The organism is Melioribacteraceae bacterium (assembly GCA_019638015.1).
GTDB lineage: Bacteria > Bacteroidota > Ignavibacteria > Ignavibacteriales > Melioribacteraceae > JAHBUP01.
The window spans coordinates 2,214,948-2,239,476 of sequence record JAHBUP010000001.1 but is presented as its reverse complement, the minus strand read 5'-3'; the positions used below and the strand labels follow the sequence as shown (position 1 = coordinate 2,239,476).

Genomic DNA, 24,529 nt, shown 5'->3' with positions numbered 1-24,529 from the left:
CTAAAAGGAGATTGTAATGAAACGATTGATGATAATTCTCTTAACCGTCTTGCTGATTGTACCGGTAACTGCTCAGAAGAGATTAACTTTAAACGATGCTATAACGATTGCACTTCAAAAAAACACCATGCTTACAAAAATGAAGAATTCAATTTCTGTGAGTGAAAGTCAGTACAAATCTGCAATTGGTGATTTTTTACCAAACTTAGGTGCGCGTGCAGGTTGGAACTGGCAAAAAGTAGATGACATTGGTGGAACACAGCGGGACTTTTTTGGAAATGACGTTATTATTCCAGCATCTTCTGTAGATAGCAGAAGCTATAGCCTCGGAATTGGTGGTGGTGTTACTTTGTTCAACGGTTTAGCCAACATATCATCATTATATCAAAAGAAAGATTTATTAAGTGCCGCAGAATACAGCATTTCAAAAATGAAGCAGGATATAGTTTATAGAACAACTGATCTCTACTTTATGGTATTAAATGCTGAGGACCTATTAAAAGTTAGAGAGGAAAATGTTAAATACTTTAAAAAACTTTATGAAACAATTTCAGAAAGAAATCAACTTGGTTCGGTACCACTTGCAGATGTATATACAGCCCAAGTTCAATTAGGTAATGCTGAACTCATACTTATACAAGCACAGAATACTGCAGAGACTCTTAAGAGCCAATTGCTTGGCTATTTAGCACTAAACGTACTTGAAGATTATTCATTGATTGACCCTATTAAAAGTGATACCTCAGTTGATACCAATGCATATATAAATGATTTTGAGAGTATGGATTTGATGGTTAAATCCGCTTTAGATAAACGATTGGATTATAAAAGTAAACTTTCAGAAATGAATGCAGCAGAAAACGCCATAACAATGGCAAAAAGTGGTTTATTCCCAACATTATCTCTAGATTATTCATATTCCACTGGTGCCTCAAAAATTACAAACTTGTTTGACAGAAAAGTTTTGAATGTGGGAATGACATTTTCGGTCCCGATTTTTTCAAATTTCAATACCGAAGCCGCAATTCAAAGTTCACAAATAAGTTTTATGAATGTTAAAGAGGATGTTCAAGAACTTGAGCGTCAAATAAAAATTGAAGTAAAACAAACTTATTTAGATTTAACCGCAGCTAAGAAAAGTCTTGATGTTGCAATTAAAAATGTTACAGCCGCGCAGGAAAATCAGAAAATTAATCAAGAGAGATATAACCTTGGCTCGGCAACAATTTTAGAAGTACTACAGGCTAACAGAGATAATATTGATGCGCAGCGAAATCAAATAAATGCTTCATTCGAGTTTTATCGCCAGTATTATAAATTAAACAACGCACTCGGTAAATTAGAGTTTTCTAAGTATGAATAAATAATTTCAAGGAGTTAATAGAAATGGCTAACGGCAGCAAGAAATCGAAAAAGAAACTTTTTATATTCGGCGGATTAGGACTGTTATTAGTAATTATAATAGTACTAGTATTTGTTTCCGGGAATAAAGAAGAAATAATAATTGTGCAAACTGAAAAAGCTGAGAAAAGAACAGTTACACAGGTTGTTTCTGCAACAGGAAAAATTAATCCAGTTTATCAAGTTAAAATTAGTGCTGAGGCAACTGGTGAAGTTGTACAATTACCAATTAAAGAAGGGGATAAAGTTCGCAGAGGACAACTTCTTGTTAGGATTAAACCGGATATTTATGAAGCACAAAGAAATAGAGCTCAAGCTGCTTTAGATCAATCACGAGCATCCCTAAGTTCAACGAGTGCTACTCTTAATAAAGTGGAATCTGATTATAAGAGAATGCAGGGACTATATGAGAAGAAACTTGCTAGTGACGCTGAATTAGAATCATCAAAAGCTATTTATCTTCAAACACTTGGACAGGTTAATTCTCAAAAATCATATGTTGTTCAAGCAGAAGCTGCATTAAAAGAAGCGGTTGAAAATCTTAACAAAACCTATGTTACCGCACCAATGGATGGAACAGTGAGCCAGCTTAGTATTGAACTGGGTGAGAGAGTGCTTGGCAGTGGATTCAGCCCAGGTACTCAAATGCTTACAGTTGCAGATTTAACTCAGATGGAAGCGAGAGTAGAAGTTGATGAAAATGATGTTGTGCTTGTTTCTGTTGGTGATACAGCAAAAATCAAAGTTGATGCATTTGGTGATAAGGAATTGAAAGGTATAGTTACTCAAATTGGTAATAGTGCCCTTACAAAAGGACTTGGTACACAGGACGAAGTAGTGAATTTTGAAGTAAGAATTTTATTGAATGATCCAGATGCAAAAACTAGACCGGGTATGTCGTGCGACGCAGATATTCAAACGGAAACAAAACAGAATGTTATCACTGTTCCGATTCAAAGCGTTACCGCTCGTATGGCATTTGTACCAAAACCTGAAGGCGAGGATGATGAAGCCGCTCCAAAAGTAAAAAATGGAAAAGATAATAAGCCTCAAGAAGTAGTATTCCTTATAGAAAACAATGTCGCTAAAAAAGTTGAAGTGAAGACAGGTATAAGCGACGATTCATATATTGAAATTATAAGTGGATTAAAAGGGGGAGAAGAAGTTGTGAGCGGTCCATATAGAGCAATTTCTAAAGAATTGGAAGCAGATAAAAAAGTATCTGTTCAGGCTAAGGCGAAAACGGATAAGAATAAATAAAGAGATTATTTAACCATAATGGTAAAAAAATGAATATCATAAACATAGAACATATAGCAAAAATATATCAGGTTGGATCCGAGGAAGTGCATGCCTTAGCAGATGTTTCGTTAAAAATTGATAAGAATGAGTATGTGGCAATTATGGGTCCTTCCGGTTCGGGTAAATCAACATTGATGAATATACTTGGTTGTTTGGATACTCCAACAAAAGGACTTTATGCATTCAAGGATGTAAATGTTAGCCAGATGAATGATAATGAATTGGCGAAAATTAGGAATAGAGAAATTGGATTTGTATTTCAAACTTTTAATTTATTGCCAAGATCGGACGCGTTGCACAATGTAGAACTACCGTTAATTTATGCCGGAGTCCCTTCATCTCAAAGAAAAGAAAGAGCACGGCTCGCGCTTGAACATGTAGGGTTATCGGATCGAATTCATCATAGACCGAATGAACTCTCCGGCGGACAGAGGCAGCGAGTTGCTATAGCAAGAGCTCTTGTCACAGAACCGGCAATTATTTTGGCTGATGAACCAACTGGAAATCTTGATACAAAAACCGGTGAAGATATAATGGCATTATTTAATGAAATTTACGAACAGGGTAACACAATCATTCTTGTAACTCACGAAGAATATATTGCCGAACATGCGGAAAGAATTATAAGAATTAGAGATGGTATGATTGAAAAAGATGAACATGTTACTCAAAGATATGTACCGAAGAAGAATGGCGAATCAAAAAAATAACCGGAAATAAAATGAGAAATTATCTATTTGAACTTAAAGAGGGGTTGTTGATTTCGCTTCGTGCGATTCGTGCAAACAAAGTACGATCTATATTAACGACCCTGGGTATTGTTATTGGCGTTACTTCAGTAGTATTAATGTCCACAGCCATTAAAGGTATCGATAATGCGTTTCAAACCGGAGTTGCATCTTTAGGTTCCGATAATCTTTATATCGATAAATGGGAGTGGTTTAATAACGATACACCCTGGTGGGAATTGAGGAATAGAAAAAATTTAGACCTTGACGATTATGAGCGTTATAAAGAATTGGCAAAACTTCCGGCGGCAATTGCTCCAACAGTTTGGTCTAATCAAACTTTAAAATTCAAAGAAAATCTCGTAGAGTATATAATTGTTCAGGGAACAACCGATGAATATATTAATACTACAAACCTGACATTTAGCGAGGGAAGATTTTTTAATGAACTCGAAAGTAATGGCGGCAGAAATGTTATTGTATTAGGTAGTGAAATTGCAAAGAAGCTTTTCCCTCGTGGGGGCGGATTAAATGAGGAAATTAAGGTTAGAGGCCATAAGTTCAAAGTGATAGGTATTCTCGAGGAACAGGGCAGTTGGGTTATGGGAAATTTTAATCCTGACAACCAGGCATTTACCCCTATTCAAAATATTTTTAAATACTTCCAAACCGAATTTTTCAGAAGCATTACAATTAATGTTCGCGCACAAAATAGTCAGCTGGTTGAAGCAACAAAGGAAGAAGCAATCGGTATCATTAGAAGAATTCGAGGTCTGCGTTATAATGAGCCAAATGATTTTTCCGTAAACCAGCAGGAAGGCTTATTAAATACAATTAACCAAACTGTAAGTGTGATTCAAATAGCAGGATTGTTTATTACAGGGCTCTCTTTGTTTGTGGGTGCAATAGGAATTATGAATATTATGTTCGTTTCAGTAAAAGAAAGAACAAAAGAAATTGGTGTGAGAAAGGCCATTGGTGCCAAGCGGAGAACAATCTTAACTCAGTTTATTTCTGAATCTGCGATTATATGTTTAATTGGAGGCATCATTGGTTTAATAATAGCAATTATTTTAAGCATGATAATAGATCAATTTCTGCCGACAACAATTCAGATTGATGCACTAATTCTTGCAATAATTATATCATTAGCAACCGGAGTTGTGTCTGGTTTTGCCCCCGCTTATACCGCGGCAAAATTAGATCCGGTAGAAGCGTTGAGGTATGAATAATGAGACTAGGCGAAACAGTAAGTGTTGCTTTATCTTCCCTGAAAGCAAATAGATTGCGTTCAGTATTAACTATACTTGGAATTATTGTGGGCATATTTTCTATAATTGCCATCAGTACAGTTATCGAAATGCTGCAAACTACAATTGAGAAAGGTGTTTCTCAATTAGGTCAAAATACTTTTCAAATTCAAAAATGGCCGGCAGTGCAAACCGGCGGACCGAGTGAACGGGCCAAGTATAGAAATAGACCCGATATTACTCTTGAGGAATATTATAAACTCAAGGAAAAACTTGTTGAGGCTCAATCTGTTGGTGCCGAACAATGGAATTTTGGAAGACAATTTAAGGTTGGCAATCTTGAAACAAACCCAAATGTAATGTTGTGTGGGTGTACTCCGGAAGCTTTTCCAAATAATAAATGGATTATTGAGGATGGAAGAGGAATTAATGATAGAGATGTAAATAGTTATCAAAATTTTGTTGTATTGGGTGCCGATGTAGCAAAAAAACTTTTCCCAAATGTCAATCCTGTAGATCAATATGTTAAAGTTGATAATCAGAAATTAAAAGTGATTGGAGTTCTAGAATCACAAGGCGCAATATTTGGTCAAAGTCAGGATAACTTTGCGATAATTCCAATTACCACATTTCAATCGTTTTACGGAAAGTATTCGAGAAGTGTGAATATCACAGTTATGGCGGCTGATAAAAGCACCTATAATGAATTAATTGAATTTACAGAAGGATATTTTCGAACAATAAGAAAAGTTGCCGCTGGTGAGGAAAATGATTTTGAGATTCATTCGAATGAACAAGTACTCACACAAATTAATGATATAACATCAGGAGTTAGAATAGGTTCAATTGTAGTTGGCGCAATAGCACTTCTTGCAGCGGGTGTTGGAATTATGAATATAATGTTAGTTAGTGTTACTGAGCGAACAAAAGAGATAGGGATTAGAAAAGCGATCGGTGCGAGAAAAATAAATATTCTTATTCAATTTTTGGTTGAAGCGGTAACTCTAAGTTTACTTGGCGGATTCGTTGGAATATTTTTAGGTGTAGTTGTAGGAAATCTTGCCGGATCTTTTCTCAACGCAACTGCTGTTATACCAATAGATTGGGTAATTATTGGAGTAATTCTTTGTGTTGTTATAGGAATGGTTTTCGGGACGTACCCGGCTTATAAAGCTTCAAATCTCGATCCGATTGATGCACTTCGCTATGAATAAAAATTAATCTCATGGTCATAATTTTTTGTGATTGTGACCATGAGACTTAAATTTCAAAAAACTGCCTCTGTAAATTTCATTAACCTATCATAAATTAATAATCCCTTTTTTAGTTTTAAAGTATTCATTATATTGAAACAAAACATTTCTAATAAAACATGAAAAACTTCTTCATCGAGTTCAGAGAAGTTGTATCGATTTCTTTTAGAGCCATCAGAGCCAATAAAATGCGCTCAATATTAACCACACTCGGAATAATAATAGGTATCGTCGCTGTCACAACTATGTCCACCGCTATTGTTGGTTTACGTGAAGCATTTGTGAGTTCTATCTCCTCACTGGGAAGTGATGTACTCTACGTTGATAAATTCCCTTGGGCAACTATGGGGGACTGGAATAAATTCCGGAATAGAAAAAATATTACCTATAGCCAGTATACCAGACTCCGAGAAATGCTCAAAAACTATGAGGCAATGGCACCCAACAAAAGATCTTTTGGAGCCAATGTTAAAAGAAAAGAAAAATCGGTAAGCTCCACTATGGTCTATGGCACGAATGAGGAGTATGAAAAAACTTCGCAGATGTCTCTTGAGAAGGGGAGATTTTTTACTGAATCAGATGCTAATGCTGGGCGGCGATTTTGCATTATAGGGAAGGATATCGAAAATGAGTTGTTTCCTAATGAAGACCCTATAAATAAAAATATAAAAATCAATAATGTAACAACTACTGTCATTGGTGTTCTCGAAAAGCAGGGGAGCGGGTTTTTAGGATCGTTCAGTGCCGATGGTCAGATTATCATGCCGATGAAAGCTTTTGAAAAAGTGTTTGGCGATACGCGCGATAGACTTAGAATTGATATTAAAGTTGGTGATGCCGGCGATGTTGAAGATGTAAAGGAAGAAGTTATTGCCGCTATGAGAATTATTCGAAAAGTACCACCTGATAAAGAGGATGATTTTGCTATAAATCAACAAGAAGCATTAAAAGAGATGTATGACCAAACAGTCGGTATAATTGCCTATGCCGGAATTTTAATTACAGCATTATCTTTGTTTGTAGGCGCAATTGGAATAATGAATATAATGTTTGTATCGGTTACGGAAAGAACAAAGGAAATTGGTATTCGGAAAGCTATTGGGGCAAAAACATGGTCAATACTTCTGCAATTTTTAACTGAAGCCGCGGTCTTATGTCTTTTAGGAGGAATTATCGGTATAATTATTTCATTCCCATTAAGCCTAATAATTAATCAATTTTTACCAACATCAATGCCCCTAAATGTTGTTGTAATTGCGTTAGTTATTTCAATTGTAGTTGGACTTATCTCAGGTTATTTGCCAGCCTGGAAAGCATCAAGATTAAATCCGGTTGACGCGCTGAGGTACGAATAATGCAGTTTTTGGAAAGTGTGAAATTAGCCATCAACTCAATTAGGGGAAGTAAACTCCGATCAATACTTACTCTGCTAGGAATTGCTGTTGGGTTATTTTCAATAATAATTGTAATGACGGCAATAAGCGCCATTCAAAAGAGTGTAGAAAACACTTTTAATCAAATAGGAACAACAAATTTTATAATACAAAAATATCCCGCTATACAAATGGGGCCGCACAGTCGGCGTCAATATAGAAATAGAAAGGATCTCGAAGTTGAAGATGGTGAAAGATTAAGAGAAATGACAACAATGCCAAGTGCCATTGGTGTTCAAGTAACAACTGGTGGTAAAGTAGTTCGTGTTGGAAATGTGAAAACAAATCCATCAGTAAGTATCGCTGGTGCCAATCTGGAACTTAACGCTGCCTTTGATTTGAAGCTGGGCGGGGGAAGAGTATTAAGTAAGCCTGATATAGAATATTCTCGCCCTGTAGCAGTACTTGGTTATGATATGGTTGAGAAATTTTTTAGAAACATTAATCCGGTTGGTCAATCAATTAAAATAGAGAATTTCAATTTTGAGGTCATTGGTTATTTTGAGAAAAGAGGATCAATAATGGGGCAATCGCAGGACAATTTCATTTTGATTCCTGTATCAACTTTTCAGAAATGTTTTGGTACAGAAAGGAGCGCTTCTATTATTGTAGTAGCACCAAGCAAAGAATTAATTGCCGCTACGATGGAGGAAACAATAACCGCGATGAGAAAAATAAGAAAATTGAAGGGTTACGAAGAAAATGACTTTGAAATTATTACTAACGAACAGTTAATTGATCAGTTTAACGACATAACCAAATATTTTAAACTTGGAGCCGGAGTAATAGCTTTTATTGCACTTTTAGCCGCCGGTATTGGAATTATGAATATCATGCTCGTATCTGTTACAGAGAGGACTAAAGAAATAGGAATTCGGAAAGCGATTGGTGCCCGGAAACAATCGATCCTTACTCAATTTGTTGTGGAAGCAGTGACATTAAGCTGGCTGGGTGGATTGATAGGAATTATACTTGGATTAATTGGGGGTAATTTGGTAGCGTTAGTACTCGGGGTCTCTGTAGTATTACCGGTTGAGTGGATAGCAATCGGATTATTTGTAACTACTTTTGTTGGGATTGTATTTGGTGTTTACCCTGCTGTTAAAGCTTCAAATTTGGATCCTATCGAAGCACTCCGGTACGAATAAAGTTATTGTTTTGATTGGAGAGAAGGAATAGATTTATCCGGCTAATTAAAACAAATATTTTTGTGAAAAAAATTTTTCTTCTGATAATTATTTCATTTTCTGCTTCATTTGCACAAAGATATCATTCATTCAGTAACGTGAGTGATACATTTTTTGTGCGTCTAGATAATAAGTATATACTAAATTCGTTAAACATTGTACCCTTCTCAGAATCGGTTTTTATAAATAATAGAAAACTTTCATCTAATCAGTATCGTATCAATTATTCACAAGCATTTTTTTCATTACAGTTGGAAGATTATACAATAAAAGATACAGTTATTGTGAAATATCAATCAATTAATACTGGAATAAAAAAAGAGTATAAAAGAAGATATTTGATAGTAAACCCCGAAAGCAATACCCGTGAAATTAAACTTAGTTCTGATACTCAAAATCAATATAGTGCCGAATCAATTTTTGGGAAGGAAATTCAAAGAAGTGGAGCCCTAATTCGCGGATTTAGTTTAGGAACAAACCGCGATTTTACACTAACGAGTGGTCTTCGATTACAATTGAATGGAAAATTAGCCGACGATATTACAATTGTAGCAGCATTGACAGATGAAAATACTCCTATCCAACCAGAGGGCTCTACAGAAACACTTGATGAATTGGATAAAGTATTCATTGAACTCCGGCACCCAAATGCGGCCGGTACATTTGGTGATTATGATTATAATATTGGCAGTGGTGAGTTCTCGAAAATTAACAGAAAGCTTCAAGGTCTTAAAGGAGAGTTCATTTTTGAAGAACATTCTGGTTCTGTTGCCATTGCCGGGTCAAAAGGGAAATACAACAGTAATAATTTTTTGGGGAGCGACGGCAACCAAGGTCCCTATAGATTATATGGAAGTAATAATGAAAGAAACATTATAATAATTGCCGGAAGTGAAAAAGTATTTTTAGATGGCGAACAATTGAGAAGAGGTGAAAACAATGATTATACTATTGATTATTCTAATTCAGAAGTAACATTCACTCCAAAGAGACTTATAACATCAGCAAGCAGAATTACGATTGATTTCGAATATACAGATCAGAGTTTTAAAAGAAACTTTATAGGCGCCAATACTAATTCACTTTTTCTAAATAAAAAATTGGGTATCAATCTTTCTTTTTATAGAGATGGCGATGATGAAAATAATCCGATCGATTTTGCGTTCACTGAGGAAGATAATTCAATTCTGAAGAATGCCGGAGATGACAGATTGAGGACATCAAAAAGTGGAGTAACTATTGCACCTTTGGATTCATTGGGAAAATCATTAGGTAATTACTATAAGGTGGATACTCTTTTGGAAAATACGAGGCATACCTATTATGTTTATTCGCCATCAAATATAAACTCAATTTATAATATAACTTTCACATTTGTCGGTGAAGGAGCAGGAGATTATATTAAAGAAAGTTTAGGAGTCTATAAATTTGCGGGATTAAGGAAAGGGAATTATCTGCCCGTAATATTTTTACCAATGCCGCAATTAAAACAAATTGCTAACCTTACTATAAATAGTCAATTAACCGAAAATATAAAGTTGTCACTTGATCTATCGGGAAGTTCATTCGATAAAAATACAATATCTAATCTAGATGATAATGATAATTATGGTTATGCCCGGTTATTTTTGTTTGAGATACTTCCACATGAGTTAAATTTATTTGGAAATAATTTAGGAAGAATTAGTGCTCAAATTAAAGATAGATTTATTGAGGATAGTTATTCTTCATTGGACCGAGTTGATAATGTGGAATTTAATCGAAATTATAATTTGGACTTAGCTAATACTGGCAACCAAATATTGAGAGAACTATCCTTTAATTACAAACCTATAAATAATTTTAATATCGATTCAAAATATGGTTATATAAAACAAGGGGAACAGTTTAGTGCTGATCGATATTCGACAAGAGTTAATTTCATTAAAGAGAAGAATTATGGTTTTAACTATGAAATTGATTACGTGAGTTCAGCTTCGGGTAATAATCTTTCAAATTGGAATAAACAGAACGGGTCATTTTATTATTCTTTCTGGCATATTAAACCTGGTATTGAATTTTTATATGATTATAAAAACGATTCCAATATTGATGGGAAAACAGCTATTACTTCATTTCGTTTCTCCGAGATAAAACCATTTGTTGAGATTGTTTCATTAAAAGGTGTAGAATTAAAAACAACATTTTCATTGAGGGATGAATGGTTTCCACTAAATAACGAATTACAGAAACAATCAAAATCTTTTCTGTGGGGAATACAAGGGCAGTTCAGATTAATTAATGAAATTTCCAACAGCATATCAATTACATTCAGAAAGAAGGACTTTACTAAGCCATTTGTTGAACAAGGTTACCGGGATAGTGAAACAATCCTTTTGCAAACGCAGAACAGGTTAACACTATTCAATAACTTTATAATCGGTGATATATATTATCAAGCTTCATCAGAACAAACAGCTCGTTTAGAAAAAATATTTGTCCGTGTTCCCAAGGGCAGTGGAAATTATATTTATTTGGGAGATCTAAACAACAATGGTATTCCGGAAGAAAATGAATTTCAGCTCACACTGTATGAAGGGGACTATGCATTGGTTACAATTCCGTCCGATAAACTTTATCCAGTAATGGATTTGAAAGGAAATACCAGATGGAAATTAGATTTTAATAGAATCACCAAGTCCAATAATTTATGGAGTGCAATTTTAAGTCCGCTATCATCGGAAACTTCATGGCGGATTGAAGAGAATAGTAAAGATCCGGTCACCTCAAATATTTATTTATTAAAACTCTCTACTTTTTTAAGCGATTCAACTACTATTAGAGGCAGCCAGGTTTTCCAGCAGGATTTTAATCTATTCCAAACGAATAATGAGTTTTCGGTTAGAATGCGTTTTCAGCAGCGAAAAACGCTTAACCAGTATAGTGGAGGTAATGAAAAAGGTTACTTTAAAGAAAAAAGTTTGCGAGTAAGGTTCAGGCTCATAGAGGAGTTCAATACTCAGACCGATTTTATAAATACTACAGATAATCTAACCGCTCCAATTAGTAGTGGAAGGGCGCGATTAATTAATAAGAATGAACTTGTTGCGGATTTTTCATACCGTCCATCAAGAAAGTATGAAGTTGGTCTAAAATTAAATGTTGGAGAAATTAAGGATAACTTTCCGATTGTAGCATCATTAGTCTCACAAAATTCTCAGACACTCCGGTATACTTTTTCACTGGAAGAAATTGGAAGATTACGAATTGAATTGGAGAGGAATGAACTCAACTCTAATAACAAATTAGATGTTCTTCCTTTCGAAATAACCAAAGGAAATGTCGTTGGAAAAAACTATTTTTGGAGAGCTTTTTTCGATTTCAGAATTTCTGAATTAATTCAAACATCAGTTAACTATGATGGCAGACTTCAGGGTAAAGGTAGAGTAATAAATACTTTTAGAGCCGAAGCACGAGCCTTTTTTTAATGATATGATAATCGATTCTAAACTTATTGAAGCACATATATTTCGTAAACAAGAAAGTGAAATTGAGTTTTTACTATTAAAGAGATCGGTAGATCAATTATATCCCAATATTTGGCAGATGGTTACCGGATCAATTGAACAGAATGAAAAGGCATTCCAAACTGCTCTTCGGGAAATTAAAGAGGAAACTGGATTGATGGCTGATAAATTTTGGGTTGTACCAAATGTTAATTCATTCTACTCTTTTCAAAAAGATGAGATGTGTTTGATTCCGGTTTTTGCCGCTCAAGTTAGAAATGACGCAATTGTTAAACTCTCCGATGAACATATTGAATACAGATGGGCTTGCAAAGAAGAAGCTCAGAAATTATTAGCATGGCCTGGTCAAAGAAAATCGGTAGAAATTATTAATGAGTATTTTATAAATCAGAATTCATTCTTTCAATTTGTGGAAATTGATTTAACAGATAAAAATTTATAAAGAAATAAATAAGAGGATTAACGTGGGATTATTAGTCGTTGGCTCTATTGGTCTTGATGATATCGAAACGCCCTTCGATAAAATTGAAAATGCACTCGGGGGATCTACAACTTACATATCATTGGCTTCCAGTTATTTCTCCGGCCCGGTTTCAATTGTGGGGGTAGTTGGTAATGATTTTTCTCAAGATCACATAACAATGCTGGAAAAACATAATATAGATTTAGAAGGATTGCAGATTGTTGAAGGAGCAAAAACTTTTAGATATGGATGCCGTTATCACTATGACTTAAATGTCCGTGATTCATTATTCACTGATTTAAATGTATTCGAAAAATTTAATCCTATCATTCCTGAAAAGAAGAAAAAGAGTAGTATTGTTATACTCGGGAATATCGCGCCGGAACTGCAATTGAGCGTTTTGGATCAACTTATCGCACCAAAGTTTACTGTTTGTGATACTATGAATTTTTGGATTGACCGATCAAAAAATGAATTGTTAAAAGTATTAAAACGAGTGGATGTTTTAATCATTAATGATTCGGAAGCGCGCTTGTTATCAAACGAACCAAATTTAATCAAAGCTGCAAAAATTATTTCCAACATGGGTCCAAAATACCTTATTATTAAAAAAGGGGAACATGGCGCATTATTATTTGGCGAGGATACAATTTTTTCAGCCCCGGCTTATCCAATGGAAAATATATTTGATCCTACCGGCGCGGGGGATGCTTTTGCCGGCGGATTTACCGGCTATCTGCATAAAAACCGCGATTTCTCATTCGACAATCTAAAACGCGCTGTAATTTATGGTAGCGTAATGGCTTCATTTTGTGTTGAAAAATTTAGTACAAAAGGATTGGAGGATTTGAGCTTTTTAGAAATCCACAACAGATATATTGAGTTTAGAAATCTTTCAAGCTTTAGCTAACATGAATATTGAAGCATTGCATTTTAAAGAAGGTTATCTTCATATTCTTGATCAAATTAAGCTTCCCTTTAGTGTTGAATATATTATTACCGATGATTATGAAATTATAGCATCTGCAATCGAAAGATTATCGGTACGAGGTGCCCCGGCAATTGGTATTGCTGCCGCCTATGCACTTGCTCTCTCAGTAAAAAACGTTGCTACTGAAATTGAAAATAAATTCTATACTGCATACAAAAGAATAGCTAAAACTAGACCGACTGCGGTCAATCTTTTTTACGCGATTGATCGAATGAAAAAATTAGCAGAGAATAGAAATCATGAGCTAAGTTATAATGTATTACTAGAGGAGGCAATAAAGATTCATAATGAGGATATAGCTCTCTGCGATGGAATTGCTGAAACAGGATTAAAATTATTTACTAAGAAAATGAGAATCATAACACACTGCAACACCGGTGCACTCGCTACCGGCGGCGGTGGAACAGCACTAAATGTGATTAAAAAAGCATTTCAAAATAATCTTGTTGAAATTGTTTACGCTGATGAAACCAGACCATTATTTCAAGGCTCAAGATTAACGGCATTCGAGCTTGCAGAAGAGGGAATTCCGTTTAAAATAATTACCGATTCGACCGCGGCATTCCTCTTCAAAAATAAATTGGTGGATATTGTGATTACAGGAGCAGACAGAATTGCCGCCAATGGAGATTCCGCAAATAAAATAGGGACTTATAACCTTGCAGTACTTTGCTCATTTCATAATATCCCGTTTTATATTGCTGCTCCTTCAACTACAATTGATAAAAAATGTAGCACTGGAAATGATATTTTAATAGAAGAAAGAGACAAATCAGAGATTAATTCAATAAATGATCACAGAATCACTCTTGATCACTATCACGCATTTACCCCCGCATTTGATGTAACACCCTGTAATCTTATAACAGGCATAATAACCGAGAGCAATATTTATTCAGCACCATACAACTTTAATCATGTCTGAAATATTAAAAACAGAAGCGATAGTTCTAAAAAAAATAGAATTTGGTGAGACAAGCCGGATTGCGCATTTCTATACCCGGGACCTGGGCAGAATTTCCGGAATAATTAAAGGAGCTAAAAGTCCAAAATCAAAATATGGTAAAACTGTAGACATCCTAAATCATCTTAATATAGTTTTGTATAATAAGCACACACGAGAAATTCAATTGATATCTGATATTGACTTGATCAATCATTTTCGAAAGACAAAAGACAATTATGATAAGCTAAAATATGCGCTTGCAGTAGTTGAATTGATCTCTGCGCTAACTGTTGAGCATGATCCGAATAAACGGTTATTCGAAGGAACTATTAAGATACTTAAACTTATAGAAAATGGACCTGAAGATGAATCAGTATTGTTTTTAAGATATATGCTTTTCTTTATCAAAGAGATTGGATATGAGTTTCAACTGGAAGAGTGTAGTATTTGCAATAGAAAGATTTTGGAAGGGGAAAGTATTTCATATATCTATGATCAAGGAATTGTCTGCGCCGAATGCCGTCAAGATAGAATTACAAATGTAGAATTGAATTCGGAACTTTTTAATTTTCTTTTGTGTCTAAGCCAAAAAAAAAACGTATCTAATATCTCTCAAATAGATATTTCACGACTCATCAATATCTTAGAGAGATTTTTAATAAATAACGTTAGAGAATTCAAGGGTTTAAATTCCTTAAAAATGTGATAAAAATATTGGAGGAAAAATGAAAACAAAAAGTATTTTAGGAACCGCCGGACTAATTATTATCGGAATCGTTTTTGGAGCCGTACTGGTTTCGGGATTTGGATTAGTGCGTCCCTCGTATGCAGATATAAAAATTGGGGCAGATACTCCACCTGTAGAACAGTTAAACGCAGATGCCGCAGCATTCAATAACGCATTTGTTGAAGTTGCCGAAAAAGTTACCCCATCAATTGTTCAAATCGCCGTTGTTTCAACATCTAGAGCTCCGGAAAAAAATCCTTTCCATTTCTTTTTTGACTTTAAAGATAATGCACCGAGAGAACAACAAGGAGGCGGCAGTGGCATTATAATCTCTGATGATGGTTATATATTGACTAATAATCATGTGGTTGAAAATGCAAAGTCAGTTACTGTTACACTTCAGGATAAAAGACAATTTGACGCTACAGTAATTGGTAATGATCCGTTGACTGATTTGGCTGTTATTAAAATTGATGGCAAAAAATTAAATGTAGCATATCTGGGTGATTCGGATAAAATTAAAGTTGGGCAGTGGGTTATGGCAATTGGAAACCCATTATCTTTAGCCTCGACAGTTACTGCCGGAATTGTGAGTGCTAAGAGTAGAAATATTAATATAAATAGAGATCAATACGCTGTCGAAGATTTTATTCAAACAGATGCCGCAATAAATCCGGGTAATAGTGGAGGGGCGTTGGTCGACCTGAATGGTGCTGTGATTGGAGTAAATTCAGCAATTGCAACTAATGGTTTTTCACAAACTTATATTGGGTATGGATTTGCCATTCCTATTAATCTTGCAAAATCAGTGGCAAACGATCTAATCGCAAATGGTAAAATCAGCAGAGGCTATATTGGTGTTAGTATTTCGGAAGTTGATCCTCAAACCGCAAAAGCTGTTGGACTTAAAGAACCAAAAGGTGTGATGGTTCAAGACGTTGTTAAAGGCGGTGCCGCTTCAAATGAAGATATTAAAGAGGGAGATATTATTCTTAAGATTGATGAGCTAGAAGTTAATCAACCAAATCAGCTTCAATCATATGTTGCTGCGAAGAGAGCTGGATATTCCGTTAAATTAACAATCTTCCGTGATGGTAAAAACATTGAACGTTATGTTACATTAAAATCAAAAGATGAACCAGATGTTAAACCAGTTAGTGAACTCTCCAAAAATAATAAGGGTAAAAATCTCGACTCAAAAGAAATTAATTTTGAAAATATTGGGATGACAGTTAAAAATATGTCGAGTGCCGAACTTAAAGAATATAAAGTTGAAAACGGAGTTTTGATTACCGAGACAAAAAATTATGGCCGGGCATTTAAACAAGGTTTAGGTGCGGGCTGGGCTATTGTGGCTGCAGATAGAAAACCAATTGAGTCAGCAGGAGATCTTGAAGAAATCATAAATAATAAAAAAGGGGATGCGGTCTTATTACGGGTAGTAAATTCTGAAGGCACCTCACGTTTAGTGGGCATCGATATCCCAAATTAAAAATTAAATTTTCAAAGCGCCCATATTTGGGCGCTTTTTTTTTATATTTGCCGCAAATTTCACAAAGATAATTATGATCAAATTTCAAACAGCAGGTGAATCGCACGGTAAAGCATTGGTTGCTTTAGTTTCCGGTTTTCCATCAAATCTCACTATAACTGAAGAGTACATTAATCAGCAATTAAAAAGAAGACAGGCTGGTTATGGTCGTGGATTAAGAATGAAGATTGAAACCGATAGTGCGGAAATATTATCCGGAGTTCGTTTTACAAAAACCATGGGATCACCTATTTCTTTATTGATTAAGAATCGTGATTGGGAAAACTGGACAGATAAAATGACTGCAGGTATTCCTATATCAAAAACAGAAAAAATTACAATTCCTCGTCCCGGGCATGCCGATTTAGTTGGCTCAATAAAATACAATTTCGATGATATCAGAAATTCAATTGATCGATCTAGTGCAAGAGAAACAGCTGCTCGGGTTGCGGCATGTTCTATAGCAAAGAAATTCTTGAGAGATTTTGGAATTGAGGTTGGTAGTTATGTTGAAAATATTGGCGGGATATTCCCCAAAAATAATTTTATCGATAATCTTTTCAATAAACCTAATTCAACAAAAATAACCGGTGAAAAATTAGCAACGTTAGCTGATAAAAGTTCTGTTAGAGTTCTTGATACTGAACAAGAAAAAAGGATAATTAATAAAATTAAAAAAGCAAAAAAGATGGGGGACACTTTAGGCGGAACTTTTTATGTAGTGGTTACCGGCCTTCCTGTTGGATTGGGAAGTTTTGAACAATATGACACAAGATTGGAAGCAGAACTAGGACAAGCAATTTTATCTATTCAGGCTGTAAAAGGTGTTGAAATTGGGCTAGGTTTTGAATCGGCAAATTTATTTGGCTCTCAAGTTCATGATGAAATATTGCTGAAAGAAAAAAACTTTATTCGTAAGACCAATAATGCCGGTGGAATTGAAGGCGGGATTTCTACCGGAATGCCGATAATAATTCGTGGTGCTATGAAACCAATTTCTACATTAATGACGCCGATTCAAAGTGTTGATTTATCTTCCATGAAAAGTGTGGAAGCTCGAAGGGAAAGAAGCGATTTTGTTGCGGTTCCGGCGTGTGCGGTTATAGGGGAAGCTATGGCTGCTTGGGTTATAGCAAAATATTTTATTGAAAAGTTTGGGGGTAATTCTATGGAAGAGATTCATGATAATTACAGCGCTTTTACTAAAAATTACTTCAAAAGAATTCAAAATAATTTTAGGAAATAATGCTAAAAATAAAACGGTTTGTATTCAATCCATTTTTTGAAAATACATATATTTTGTGGGATGAGGGTTCAAAAGAATCTGCAATAATTGATCCTGGTTGTTTTGATGATGATGAAAAAGAAACTCTGGTGAATTTTATCGAATCAAAAAAAATAACTGTAAAATATCTTCTCAATACTCATTGTCATATAGATCATATCTTTGGCAATAAATTCATTAAGGAAAAATTTAACCCCAATTATTATGCTCCTCAAAGGGATCTATTTCTTTTAGATATGATGGAAGAACAAGCATCTTCATTCGGAATTCCATTTGAGCGATCACCAAAACCCGATTTTAATTTGAGTAAAAGTTCTGAAATTACACTTGGTAATTTTTTATTAAAGGTTATAGAAACCCCCGGCCATACACCCGGTGAAGTATGCTTATACTCTGAAGAAGCAAAAATTTGCATTACAGGGGACGTATTATTTCATGGTAGCATAGGTCGAACCGACCTCTGGGGTGGAAATTATGAACAACTTATTGATTCGATAACAAATAATTTATTTACCCTGCCAGATGAAGTTACAATTTATCCCGGGCATGAGTCTGAGAGTACTATCGGATTTGAAAGAATTCACAATCCATTTTTTACCAATTAATTGCTTTCAAACCGATCAATCTATATTTTGCAATAAAATCATTAAACATTTACATGAATACAAAAATTAGCGCTTCGTCAAAGATATTATTAACATTTCTTTTTGTTTATGTGATTCTATTTGAGTTTATCCTACCACTCAATAACATTCTTCCAAAACCATCCTTTATTTTAGAATCATTTACAACAATTTGGAATGATTACAATATTGCCATTTCGCTATTAGAAACTTACTCAGTTATAGTATTTTCCTTTTTATGCGGTTATTTCCTTACTTGGATTTTGAGAGGTTTATCAATTTATTTTGGAGAAACGCAGCATGAATTATTTAAATCTTTTTCATGGCTTAGAAGTGTAAATATATTTTTTATTGTCGTTTTAATAGGATTTTGGTTTGGTAATAGTATTGTGGCGTTCATGATTTTCATGCTGGTTATACAATTTCTTGGATTAATGAATGAACTTATTAGTACTACTAAAAATGATGAACCTTACGAACTTACTGTTATGAGTTTATCTTCAGAAAAGACTAAAGATTTGGCTGAAATAAGATGGAAATTGCACATACCTAAAATTTTCAAATCGATCATAGAAAAACAATCATCTATGTGGTTACTTGTTTTAACATATGAGTTTATCCACCTCGATATTGGAGTTGGCTATGTAATTAAACAAATTTTAGCCTATAGGGATTTTACCGGTTTATTTCCTTTAATAATTATTACAGCGCTGTTGTATAAGCTCAATTTTCTTTTACTGAAAATTTCTGTAAAGAAATATGCATTTTGGAGGACACTATGATTGATATTGATAAAATTTCCAAATCCTATACAGATGGGCGCGGATTTAATAAAATTATTTTAAAGGATATCTCTTTAAAAATATCTAACGAAAATATGGCAATTATTGCGCCTGAAGGATCAGGCAAAACAACACTCTTAAAAATTATTGCTGGTATTGAATTGCCGGATATTGGAAATGTGCATTTTTCGAGTGATTCTAAAATAGCATTCATTCCAGAGCAGCCATCATCTTTCCCCTGGCTGAATGTAATTGAAAATATTAAATATTTTAGTAGCGAACTCACTAATACAGAATTGGAAAATATAGTTTCATTAATTGGATTGAATGGGTATGAGAAACATATTCCTCATAATAATAGTTTAGGATTTCGATTCAGAATTTCTGCCGCCCGAGCACTTGCGGTTAAACCTAATATTTTAGTTCTCGATAATCCTTTCTCAAAGATGGATGGACGTACAAAAGAGGAATGTTACGAAGTTGTAAAAAATATATCCGCTAAAAATATTATTATAGTTTTAGCGACAACAAGCATCTCAGAAGCTTTAATCCTTGCAAAAAATATTTTATTGCTAAAGAAAAACCCGGCAGAAGTAGTAAATAATTATACTTTTGTTGCTGATTCAGAAGACATCTCAAAATTAATTAGTTCAAATGAATTTCTGACTCTTCGAAGCACAATCGAAGGTGAATTTAAGAAAATTGAATCACAGAGATTCATAAACATTTCAATTTGAAAGGTTTGTAATGGAAGAAAAGTTTGAAAAATTAATTAGGATGAGAGAAGAGGCACTTGTTGGAGGGGGTTTAGAAAAAATTGAATCTCAGCATCAAAAAGGAAAGTTAACCGCACGTGAAAGAATTGAATTATTAGTTGATGATGGATCATTTGAAGAAATAGATATTTTTGTGAAGCACCGCTCTGCCGATTTTGGATTGGAGAATCAGAAGGTATTAGGGGATGGGGTTGTTACAGGTTTCGCAAGAATTATGGGGAAATCAGTCGCAATTTTCAGCCAAGATTTTACAGTATTTGGAGGGTCGCTTTCAGAATCACATGCCAAAAAAATATGCAAGATAATGGATATGGCATTAAAACTCGGATTTCCAATTATTGGTTTGAATGATTCTGGGGGTGCGCGAATTCAGGAGGGAGTAGACAGTCTTGGCGGCTATGCTGAAATATTTTTAAGGAATACACTGGCTTCGGGTGTGGTTCCACAAATTTCGGCAGTTTTAGGCCCATGCGCGGGGGGTGCAGTATACTCACCTGCAATAACAGATTTCATATTTATGGTTAAACATACCAGCCATATGTTTGTGACCGGCCCTAATGTAGTAAAAACTGTAACTCATGAAGAAGTATCGTTTGAAGATCTTGGGGGTGCGGAAACTCACGCATCTAAAAGTGGGGTCGCGCATTTTGTTTATGATAGTGAGGTTGAGTTATTAGAAAATTTAAGAAAACTAATTTCACTTATTCCTTCTAATTGGAAGGATAGAAGTGATGATAAAGTTTATGAAGAAACTAAATCGCAGTTTGTTGAAAAGCTTGACGAGATTCTGCCAGACAACAACAGTAAACCATACGATGTAAAAAATATTATCAACTATTTGATAGATGATGATTTTTTAGAGGTTCACCAATATTATGCTCAAAATATAGTTGTTGGATTTGCACGAATAGGAGGAATAGCCGTTGGAATTGTAGCGAACCAGCCAGCAGTTCTTGCGGGAGTATTGGATATAAATTCCTCCGTTAAAGGGGCTAGGTTTGTAAGATTTTGTGATGCGTTTAATATTCCTCTAGTTGTTTTGGAAGATGTCCCCGGATTTTTACCGGGCACCGAGCAAGAATGGAATGGTATCATTCGTCACGGTTCAAAGTTATTATTTGCATTTTGCGAAGCTACTGTACCAAAAATAACAGTAATATTACGCAAGGCTTATGGCGGTGCCTATGATGTAATGAATTCCAAACATATACGGGGTGATTTTAATTTTGCTTGGCCAGGTGCCGAAATTGCAGTTATGGGACCAAAAGGTGCAGTTGAAATTATATTTAAAAAGGAAATCGCATCATCTAAAAATCCAGAAAAAAAGTTGAACGAAAAATTAGAAGAATATATCGAGAAATTTGCTAATCCTTATTATGCAGCTGAAAGAGGGTATATCGACGAAGTAATCTTACCTAGGGAAACCAGAATTAAACTTATAAACTCACTTAATATTTTAAAATCGAAAATAGATTCAAATCCAAAAAAGAAACATTGTAATATTCCATTATAGTCATTTTTTAAATTTCTAAGTTATTGTTAATAAATGCTTAAGAGCATTTATTTTAATAAAGACCTTGACAATCTTTTTATAACCTACTAAATTGCAATCAGAATTCAAATCAGCGGAGTGTGTGTGAAAAAAGCCCTAATATTTGCATTACTAATCATTTTTGTAGTATTTCTCACCTCATGTTCTTCAATAAGTTCAGATAAAAATCAAAATAATTTTAGGTTTAAGAGCAATTCAAATGAAGAACTATCTTCTTCTTCGGTAAACCAAATGCTCGAGAGCGCAAGACGCGATTATGTGAATGCGCTTTATCAGCAAAAACTTGGTTTTAAGGTTGAAGCTATCAATTATTTTGAATCTGCAATGGTAATAATTAATAAGTTAAGTTATTTCCCGAACATAGATGAGAACGAATCTTATTCAGAATTAGAAAATGCAATAGTAGAAGACTACCAAAGGTTTCTAGACAGTATTGAAGACGTTCCAGAAAATGTATCTATTTCCGCATTTGAAGAATGGATGAATAATAAAATTAAAGATGTAGTTATTGAAGAGGATGAAAAAATTGAAAAGAATGTTGAAAATGTTACTGTTGTAGTTGGCGATTTTAAGTTGGATATGAATAGATATGTTGAGCAGTATATAGAATATTTTACAGGCAAAGGTAGAAAGCATATTAATCTTTGGCTTACACGTTCCGGAAAATACTTTCCTATGATGGCTAAAATATTTAAAGAGGAAAAAGTACCACAGCAATTAATCTTTTTGAGTATGGTTGAAAGTGGACTAAATCCTTTTGCTCGTTCGTGGGCTAAAGCGGTTGGTCCTTGGCAATTTATAAAAGGTACCGGTAGGTTGTACGATTTAAAAGTATCTCTCTATATTGATGAAAGAAGAGATCCCGAAAAAGCAACTAGAGCTGCCGCAAGACATTTGAGAGATTTATATTATTCGTTAGGTGACTGGTATTTAGCAATTGCTTCTTACAACAGTGGGGAAGGAAGAGTGAGGAAAGCAATACGCCGCTCAAGCTCTAAAGATTTTTGGGAAATGAGAAGTTTCCTTCCTAAAGAAACAAGAAACTACGTGCCTCAATATATAGCTGTAACATTAATTGCCAGTCAACCAGAGAAATATGGTTTTACAGACATCCAGTATGAAAAACCACATGAATATAAAGTGCATCTTATAAAAGAAGCGGTTGATTTGAGTGTCTTGGCAAAATGCGCTGGAATTAGTGTTGAATTATTGCGAGATATGAATCCTGAACTAACTCAAAATTCAACGCCACAAGATTATGATGGCGGATATCCTCTTAAAGTACCCGCCAAAACATATGAAGCATTCGTTGATAATTATAATAATGTACCCGATGATATAAAAGTGCAATATGTTGTTCATTCAGTAAAAAGTGGACAAGGGTTAGCCGAGATAGCAAAATTGTACGATGTGAGCATCTCCGAATTAGCTAAATACAACAACATAAGCGCAAAAACCAAACTTAAAGCAGAAACAGAAATAAAGATCCCTAAAACTACTGTGCGTGAAGATGAAATTGTAATAAATACAGATATACTACCTGCTATCGAGGAAGAAATCACCTCTCTTGAAAGCAGTCCTACTTATCAATTCAAAATTACACAAACTTTAGAAGATGCAAAATTTGCTAATTTGTATCAGGATATGTTAACAGATACAATTAATTTTTCGGCGCCCGAAGGCAAATCTGCAGTAACCTACACTGTAAAAAATAAAGATAATCTTATCGATATCGCGGATTTATTTAATGTACGTGTAGCGGATTTGAGAATTTGGAATAATATTCCCTATACTTCACGAGTTAGAGTTGGGCAGTCATTATCCATTTACGTTCCTACCGATAAACTCGCTTATTACAGCTCACTTGAATCATTGAGTGAAAATGAGAAAAGCTCTATTCTTGTAGTAAATAATGGAGACAAACAAATTGAGCATCGAGTTAAGCGGGGTGAAAATTTATCTAAGATAGCTTCACGTTATGGGGTAACAATTGCTCAATTGAAAGACTGGAATAATCTTAAATCCAACAACATAAATATTGGAAAAAAATTACTTATCCATTCGGGCAATACCCAACGTGTAGCAAAAGCCTCAAATTCCGGTTCAGAAACTAAAGTATCAACCTATAAAGTTAAAAAAGGAGATACTTTAGGTGAGATTGCCCTCAAATATGGTGTTACAACTGCACAGTTAAGAAAATGGAACGATCTTCAAAGTAATAAAATAAAGGTAAATCAACTTTTGAGTGTGCAAGCAAATTCTTCGTCAACTTCAATTGGTGACAATACTTCCTCTTCAAAATCTAATATGGTTAGCTATAAAATTAAGAAGGGGGATTCAATTAGCGAAATCGCTGAAAAATTTGATGTCACAGTTAACGAAATAAAAGAATGGAATAACCTTAAATCCAATAATTTAATTGCTGGAAAATCTTTAAGTATTTACAGTGATAATGATCCAAATTCTTCGAATAAAAATAGAGCAGCAACAAGTGGTTCTAAAATTCACAAAGTTGTAAGTGGTGAAAGTTTGTGGACCATTGCAAAAGCCTACAATATTAAGGTTGCCGATATTATGTTATGGAATAATATGAAATCTGAAGTTGTAAAAGTTGGACAAAAATTAAATATAAAACTATAACTGTTCATTAATTAAAAGTATAAGTCGTTAGGGGTGCCTTCGTTTTTCTCAAGGCTGAGATCACACCCTTGAACCTGATCTGGGTAATGCCAGCGTAGGAAAACGGGAGAATAATTAAGTAAGCCGTTTTCCAAACGGCTTTTTTTATATCTT

General features: G+C 34.5%; 19 protein-coding genes and 1 riboswitch. All 19 genes read left to right on the top strand.

What is annotated here, in order from left to right:
• Positions 1-16 precede the first annotated feature (16 nt).
• Positions 17-1,363, top strand: a complete 1,347-nt coding sequence (locus tag KF816_09660; protein ID MBX3008280.1) for a TolC family protein — start codon at positions 17-19, stop codon at positions 1,361-1,363.
• Positions 1,364-1,386: 23 nt separating this feature from the next.
• Positions 1,387-2,661: an efflux RND transporter periplasmic adaptor subunit gene (locus KF816_09655; GenBank protein MBX3008279.1), complete on the top strand. Its 1,275-nt coding sequence runs from the start codon at positions 1,387-1,389 to the stop codon at positions 2,659-2,661.
• A 29-nt stretch (positions 2,662-2,690) separates the two neighbouring features.
• A complete protein-coding gene (locus KF816_09650) occupies positions 2,691-3,413 on the top strand; it encodes an ABC transporter ATP-binding protein (protein ID MBX3008278.1) in 723 nt (240 codons plus the stop codon).
• Positions 3,414-3,424: 11 nt separating this feature from the next.
• Positions 3,425-4,663: an ABC transporter permease gene (locus KF816_09645; GenBank protein ID MBX3008277.1), complete on the top strand. Its 1,239-nt coding sequence runs from the start codon at positions 3,425-3,427 to the stop codon at positions 4,661-4,663.
• Positions 4,663-5,895 (top strand): ABC transporter permease, encoded by a 1,233-nt coding sequence (locus KF816_09640; protein MBX3008276.1) that lies wholly within the window; start codon positions 4,663-4,665, stop codon positions 5,893-5,895. Before KF816_09645 ends, KF816_09640 begins: the two co-directional genes overlap by 1 nt.
• A 158-nt stretch (positions 5,896-6,053) precedes the next feature.
• Positions 6,054-7,289, top strand: coding sequence for an ABC transporter permease (locus KF816_09635; GenBank protein MBX3008275.1), 1,236 nt, complete (start codon positions 6,054-6,056; stop codon positions 7,287-7,289).
• Positions 7,289-8,515, top strand: a complete 1,227-nt coding sequence (locus KF816_09630; protein MBX3008274.1) for an ABC transporter permease — start codon at positions 7,289-7,291, stop codon at positions 8,513-8,515. The genes KF816_09635 and KF816_09630 overlap by 1 nt, the downstream gene beginning before the upstream one ends.
• 62 nt (positions 8,516-8,577) lie before the next feature.
• Complete coding sequence (locus KF816_09625; GenBank protein ID MBX3008273.1) at positions 8,578-12,021, top strand: hypothetical protein; 3,444 nt, start codon at positions 8,578-8,580, stop codon at positions 12,019-12,021.
• A gap of 4 nt (positions 12,022-12,025) precedes the next feature.
• Positions 12,026-12,502, top strand: a complete 477-nt coding sequence (locus tag KF816_09620) for an NUDIX pyrophosphatase (protein MBX3008272.1) — start codon at positions 12,026-12,028, stop codon at positions 12,500-12,502.
• A 22-nt stretch (positions 12,503-12,524) separates the two neighbouring features.
• Entirely contained in the window at positions 12,525-13,433 is a 909-nt protein-coding gene (locus KF816_09615) for a sugar kinase (protein ID MBX3008271.1), read from the top strand.
• 1 nt (position 13,434) lies between these two features.
• Entirely contained in the window at positions 13,435-14,439 is a 1,005-nt protein-coding gene (gene mtnA / locus KF816_09610) for an S-methyl-5-thioribose-1-phosphate isomerase (protein MBX3008270.1), read from the top strand.
• Entirely contained in the window at positions 14,432-15,166 is a 735-nt protein-coding gene (recO, locus tag KF816_09605; protein MBX3008269.1) for a DNA repair protein RecO, read from the top strand. Before mtnA ends, recO begins: the two co-directional genes overlap by 8 nt.
• Before the next feature lie 19 nt (positions 15,167-15,185).
• Entirely contained in the window at positions 15,186-16,679 is a 1,494-nt protein-coding gene (locus tag KF816_09600; GenBank protein ID MBX3008268.1) for a Do family serine endopeptidase, read from the top strand.
• 76 nt (positions 16,680-16,755) lie between these two features.
• Entirely contained in the window at positions 16,756-17,964 is a 1,209-nt protein-coding gene (gene aroC / locus KF816_09595) for a chorismate synthase (protein ID MBX3008267.1), read from the top strand.
• On the top strand, positions 17,964-18,608 hold the full coding sequence (locus KF816_09590) for an MBL fold metallo-hydrolase (GenBank protein ID MBX3008266.1): 645 nt from the start codon (positions 17,964-17,966) through the stop codon (positions 18,606-18,608). Before aroC ends, KF816_09590 begins: the two co-directional genes overlap by 1 nt.
• Positions 18,609-18,661: 53 nt before the next feature.
• Positions 18,662-19,408, top strand: coding sequence for a hypothetical protein (locus tag KF816_09585; GenBank protein MBX3008265.1), 747 nt, complete (start codon positions 18,662-18,664; stop codon positions 19,406-19,408).
• Entirely contained in the window at positions 19,405-20,145 is a 741-nt protein-coding gene (locus tag KF816_09580; protein ID MBX3008264.1) for an ATP-binding cassette domain-containing protein, read from the top strand. Before KF816_09585 ends, KF816_09580 begins: the two co-directional genes overlap by 4 nt.
• Positions 20,146-20,155: 10 nt before the next feature.
• A complete protein-coding gene (locus tag KF816_09575; GenBank protein ID MBX3008263.1) occupies positions 20,156-21,697 on the top strand; it encodes an acyl-CoA carboxylase subunit beta in 1,542 nt (513 codons plus the stop codon).
• Between the two features lie 123 nt (positions 21,698-21,820).
• A complete protein-coding gene (locus KF816_09570; GenBank protein MBX3008262.1) occupies positions 21,821-24,376 on the top strand; it encodes a LysM peptidoglycan-binding domain-containing protein in 2,556 nt (851 codons plus the stop codon).
• 19 nt (positions 24,377-24,395) lie between these two features.
• Positions 24,396-24,494: riboswitch (TPP riboswitch) on the top strand.
• Positions 24,495-24,529: the final 35 nt, after the last annotated feature.

Bases quoted from the DNA above. Each gene is read 5' to 3' on its own strand.
- KF816_09660 (MBX3008280.1), top strand. From the start codon at position 17: ATGAAACGATTGATGATAATTCTCTTAACCGTCTTGCTGATTGTACCG.
- KF816_09655 (MBX3008279.1), top strand. From the start codon at position 1,387: ATGGCTAACGGCAGCAAGAAATCGAAAAAGAAACTTTTTATATTCGGC.
- KF816_09650 (MBX3008278.1), top strand. From the start codon at position 2,691: ATGAATATCATAAACATAGAACATATAGCAAAAATATATCAGGTTGGA.
- KF816_09645 (MBX3008277.1), top strand. From the start codon at position 3,425: ATGAGAAATTATCTATTTGAACTTAAAGAGGGGTTGTTGATTTCGCTT.
- KF816_09640 (MBX3008276.1), top strand. From the start codon at position 4,663: ATGAGACTAGGCGAAACAGTAAGTGTTGCTTTATCTTCCCTGAAAGCA.
- KF816_09635 (MBX3008275.1), top strand. From the start codon at position 6,054: ATGAAAAACTTCTTCATCGAGTTCAGAGAAGTTGTATCGATTTCTTTT.
- KF816_09630 (MBX3008274.1), top strand. From the start codon at position 7,289: ATGCAGTTTTTGGAAAGTGTGAAATTAGCCATCAACTCAATTAGGGGA.
- KF816_09620 (MBX3008272.1), top strand. From the start codon at position 12,026: ATGATAATCGATTCTAAACTTATTGAAGCACATATATTTCGTAAACAA.
- mtnA (MBX3008270.1), top strand. From the start codon at position 13,435: ATGAATATTGAAGCATTGCATTTTAAAGAAGGTTATCTTCATATTCTT.
- recO (MBX3008269.1), top strand. From the start codon at position 14,432: ATGTCTGAAATATTAAAAACAGAAGCGATAGTTCTAAAAAAAATAGAA.
- KF816_09600 (MBX3008268.1), top strand. From the start codon at position 15,186: ATGAAAACAAAAAGTATTTTAGGAACCGCCGGACTAATTATTATCGGA.
- KF816_09590 (MBX3008266.1), top strand. From the start codon at position 17,964: ATGCTAAAAATAAAACGGTTTGTATTCAATCCATTTTTTGAAAATACA.
- KF816_09585 (MBX3008265.1), top strand. From the start codon at position 18,662: ATGAATACAAAAATTAGCGCTTCGTCAAAGATATTATTAACATTTCTT.
- KF816_09580 (MBX3008264.1), top strand. From the start codon at position 19,405: ATGATTGATATTGATAAAATTTCCAAATCCTATACAGATGGGCGCGGA.
- KF816_09575 (MBX3008263.1), top strand. From the start codon at position 20,156: ATGGAAGAAAAGTTTGAAAAATTAATTAGGATGAGAGAAGAGGCACTT.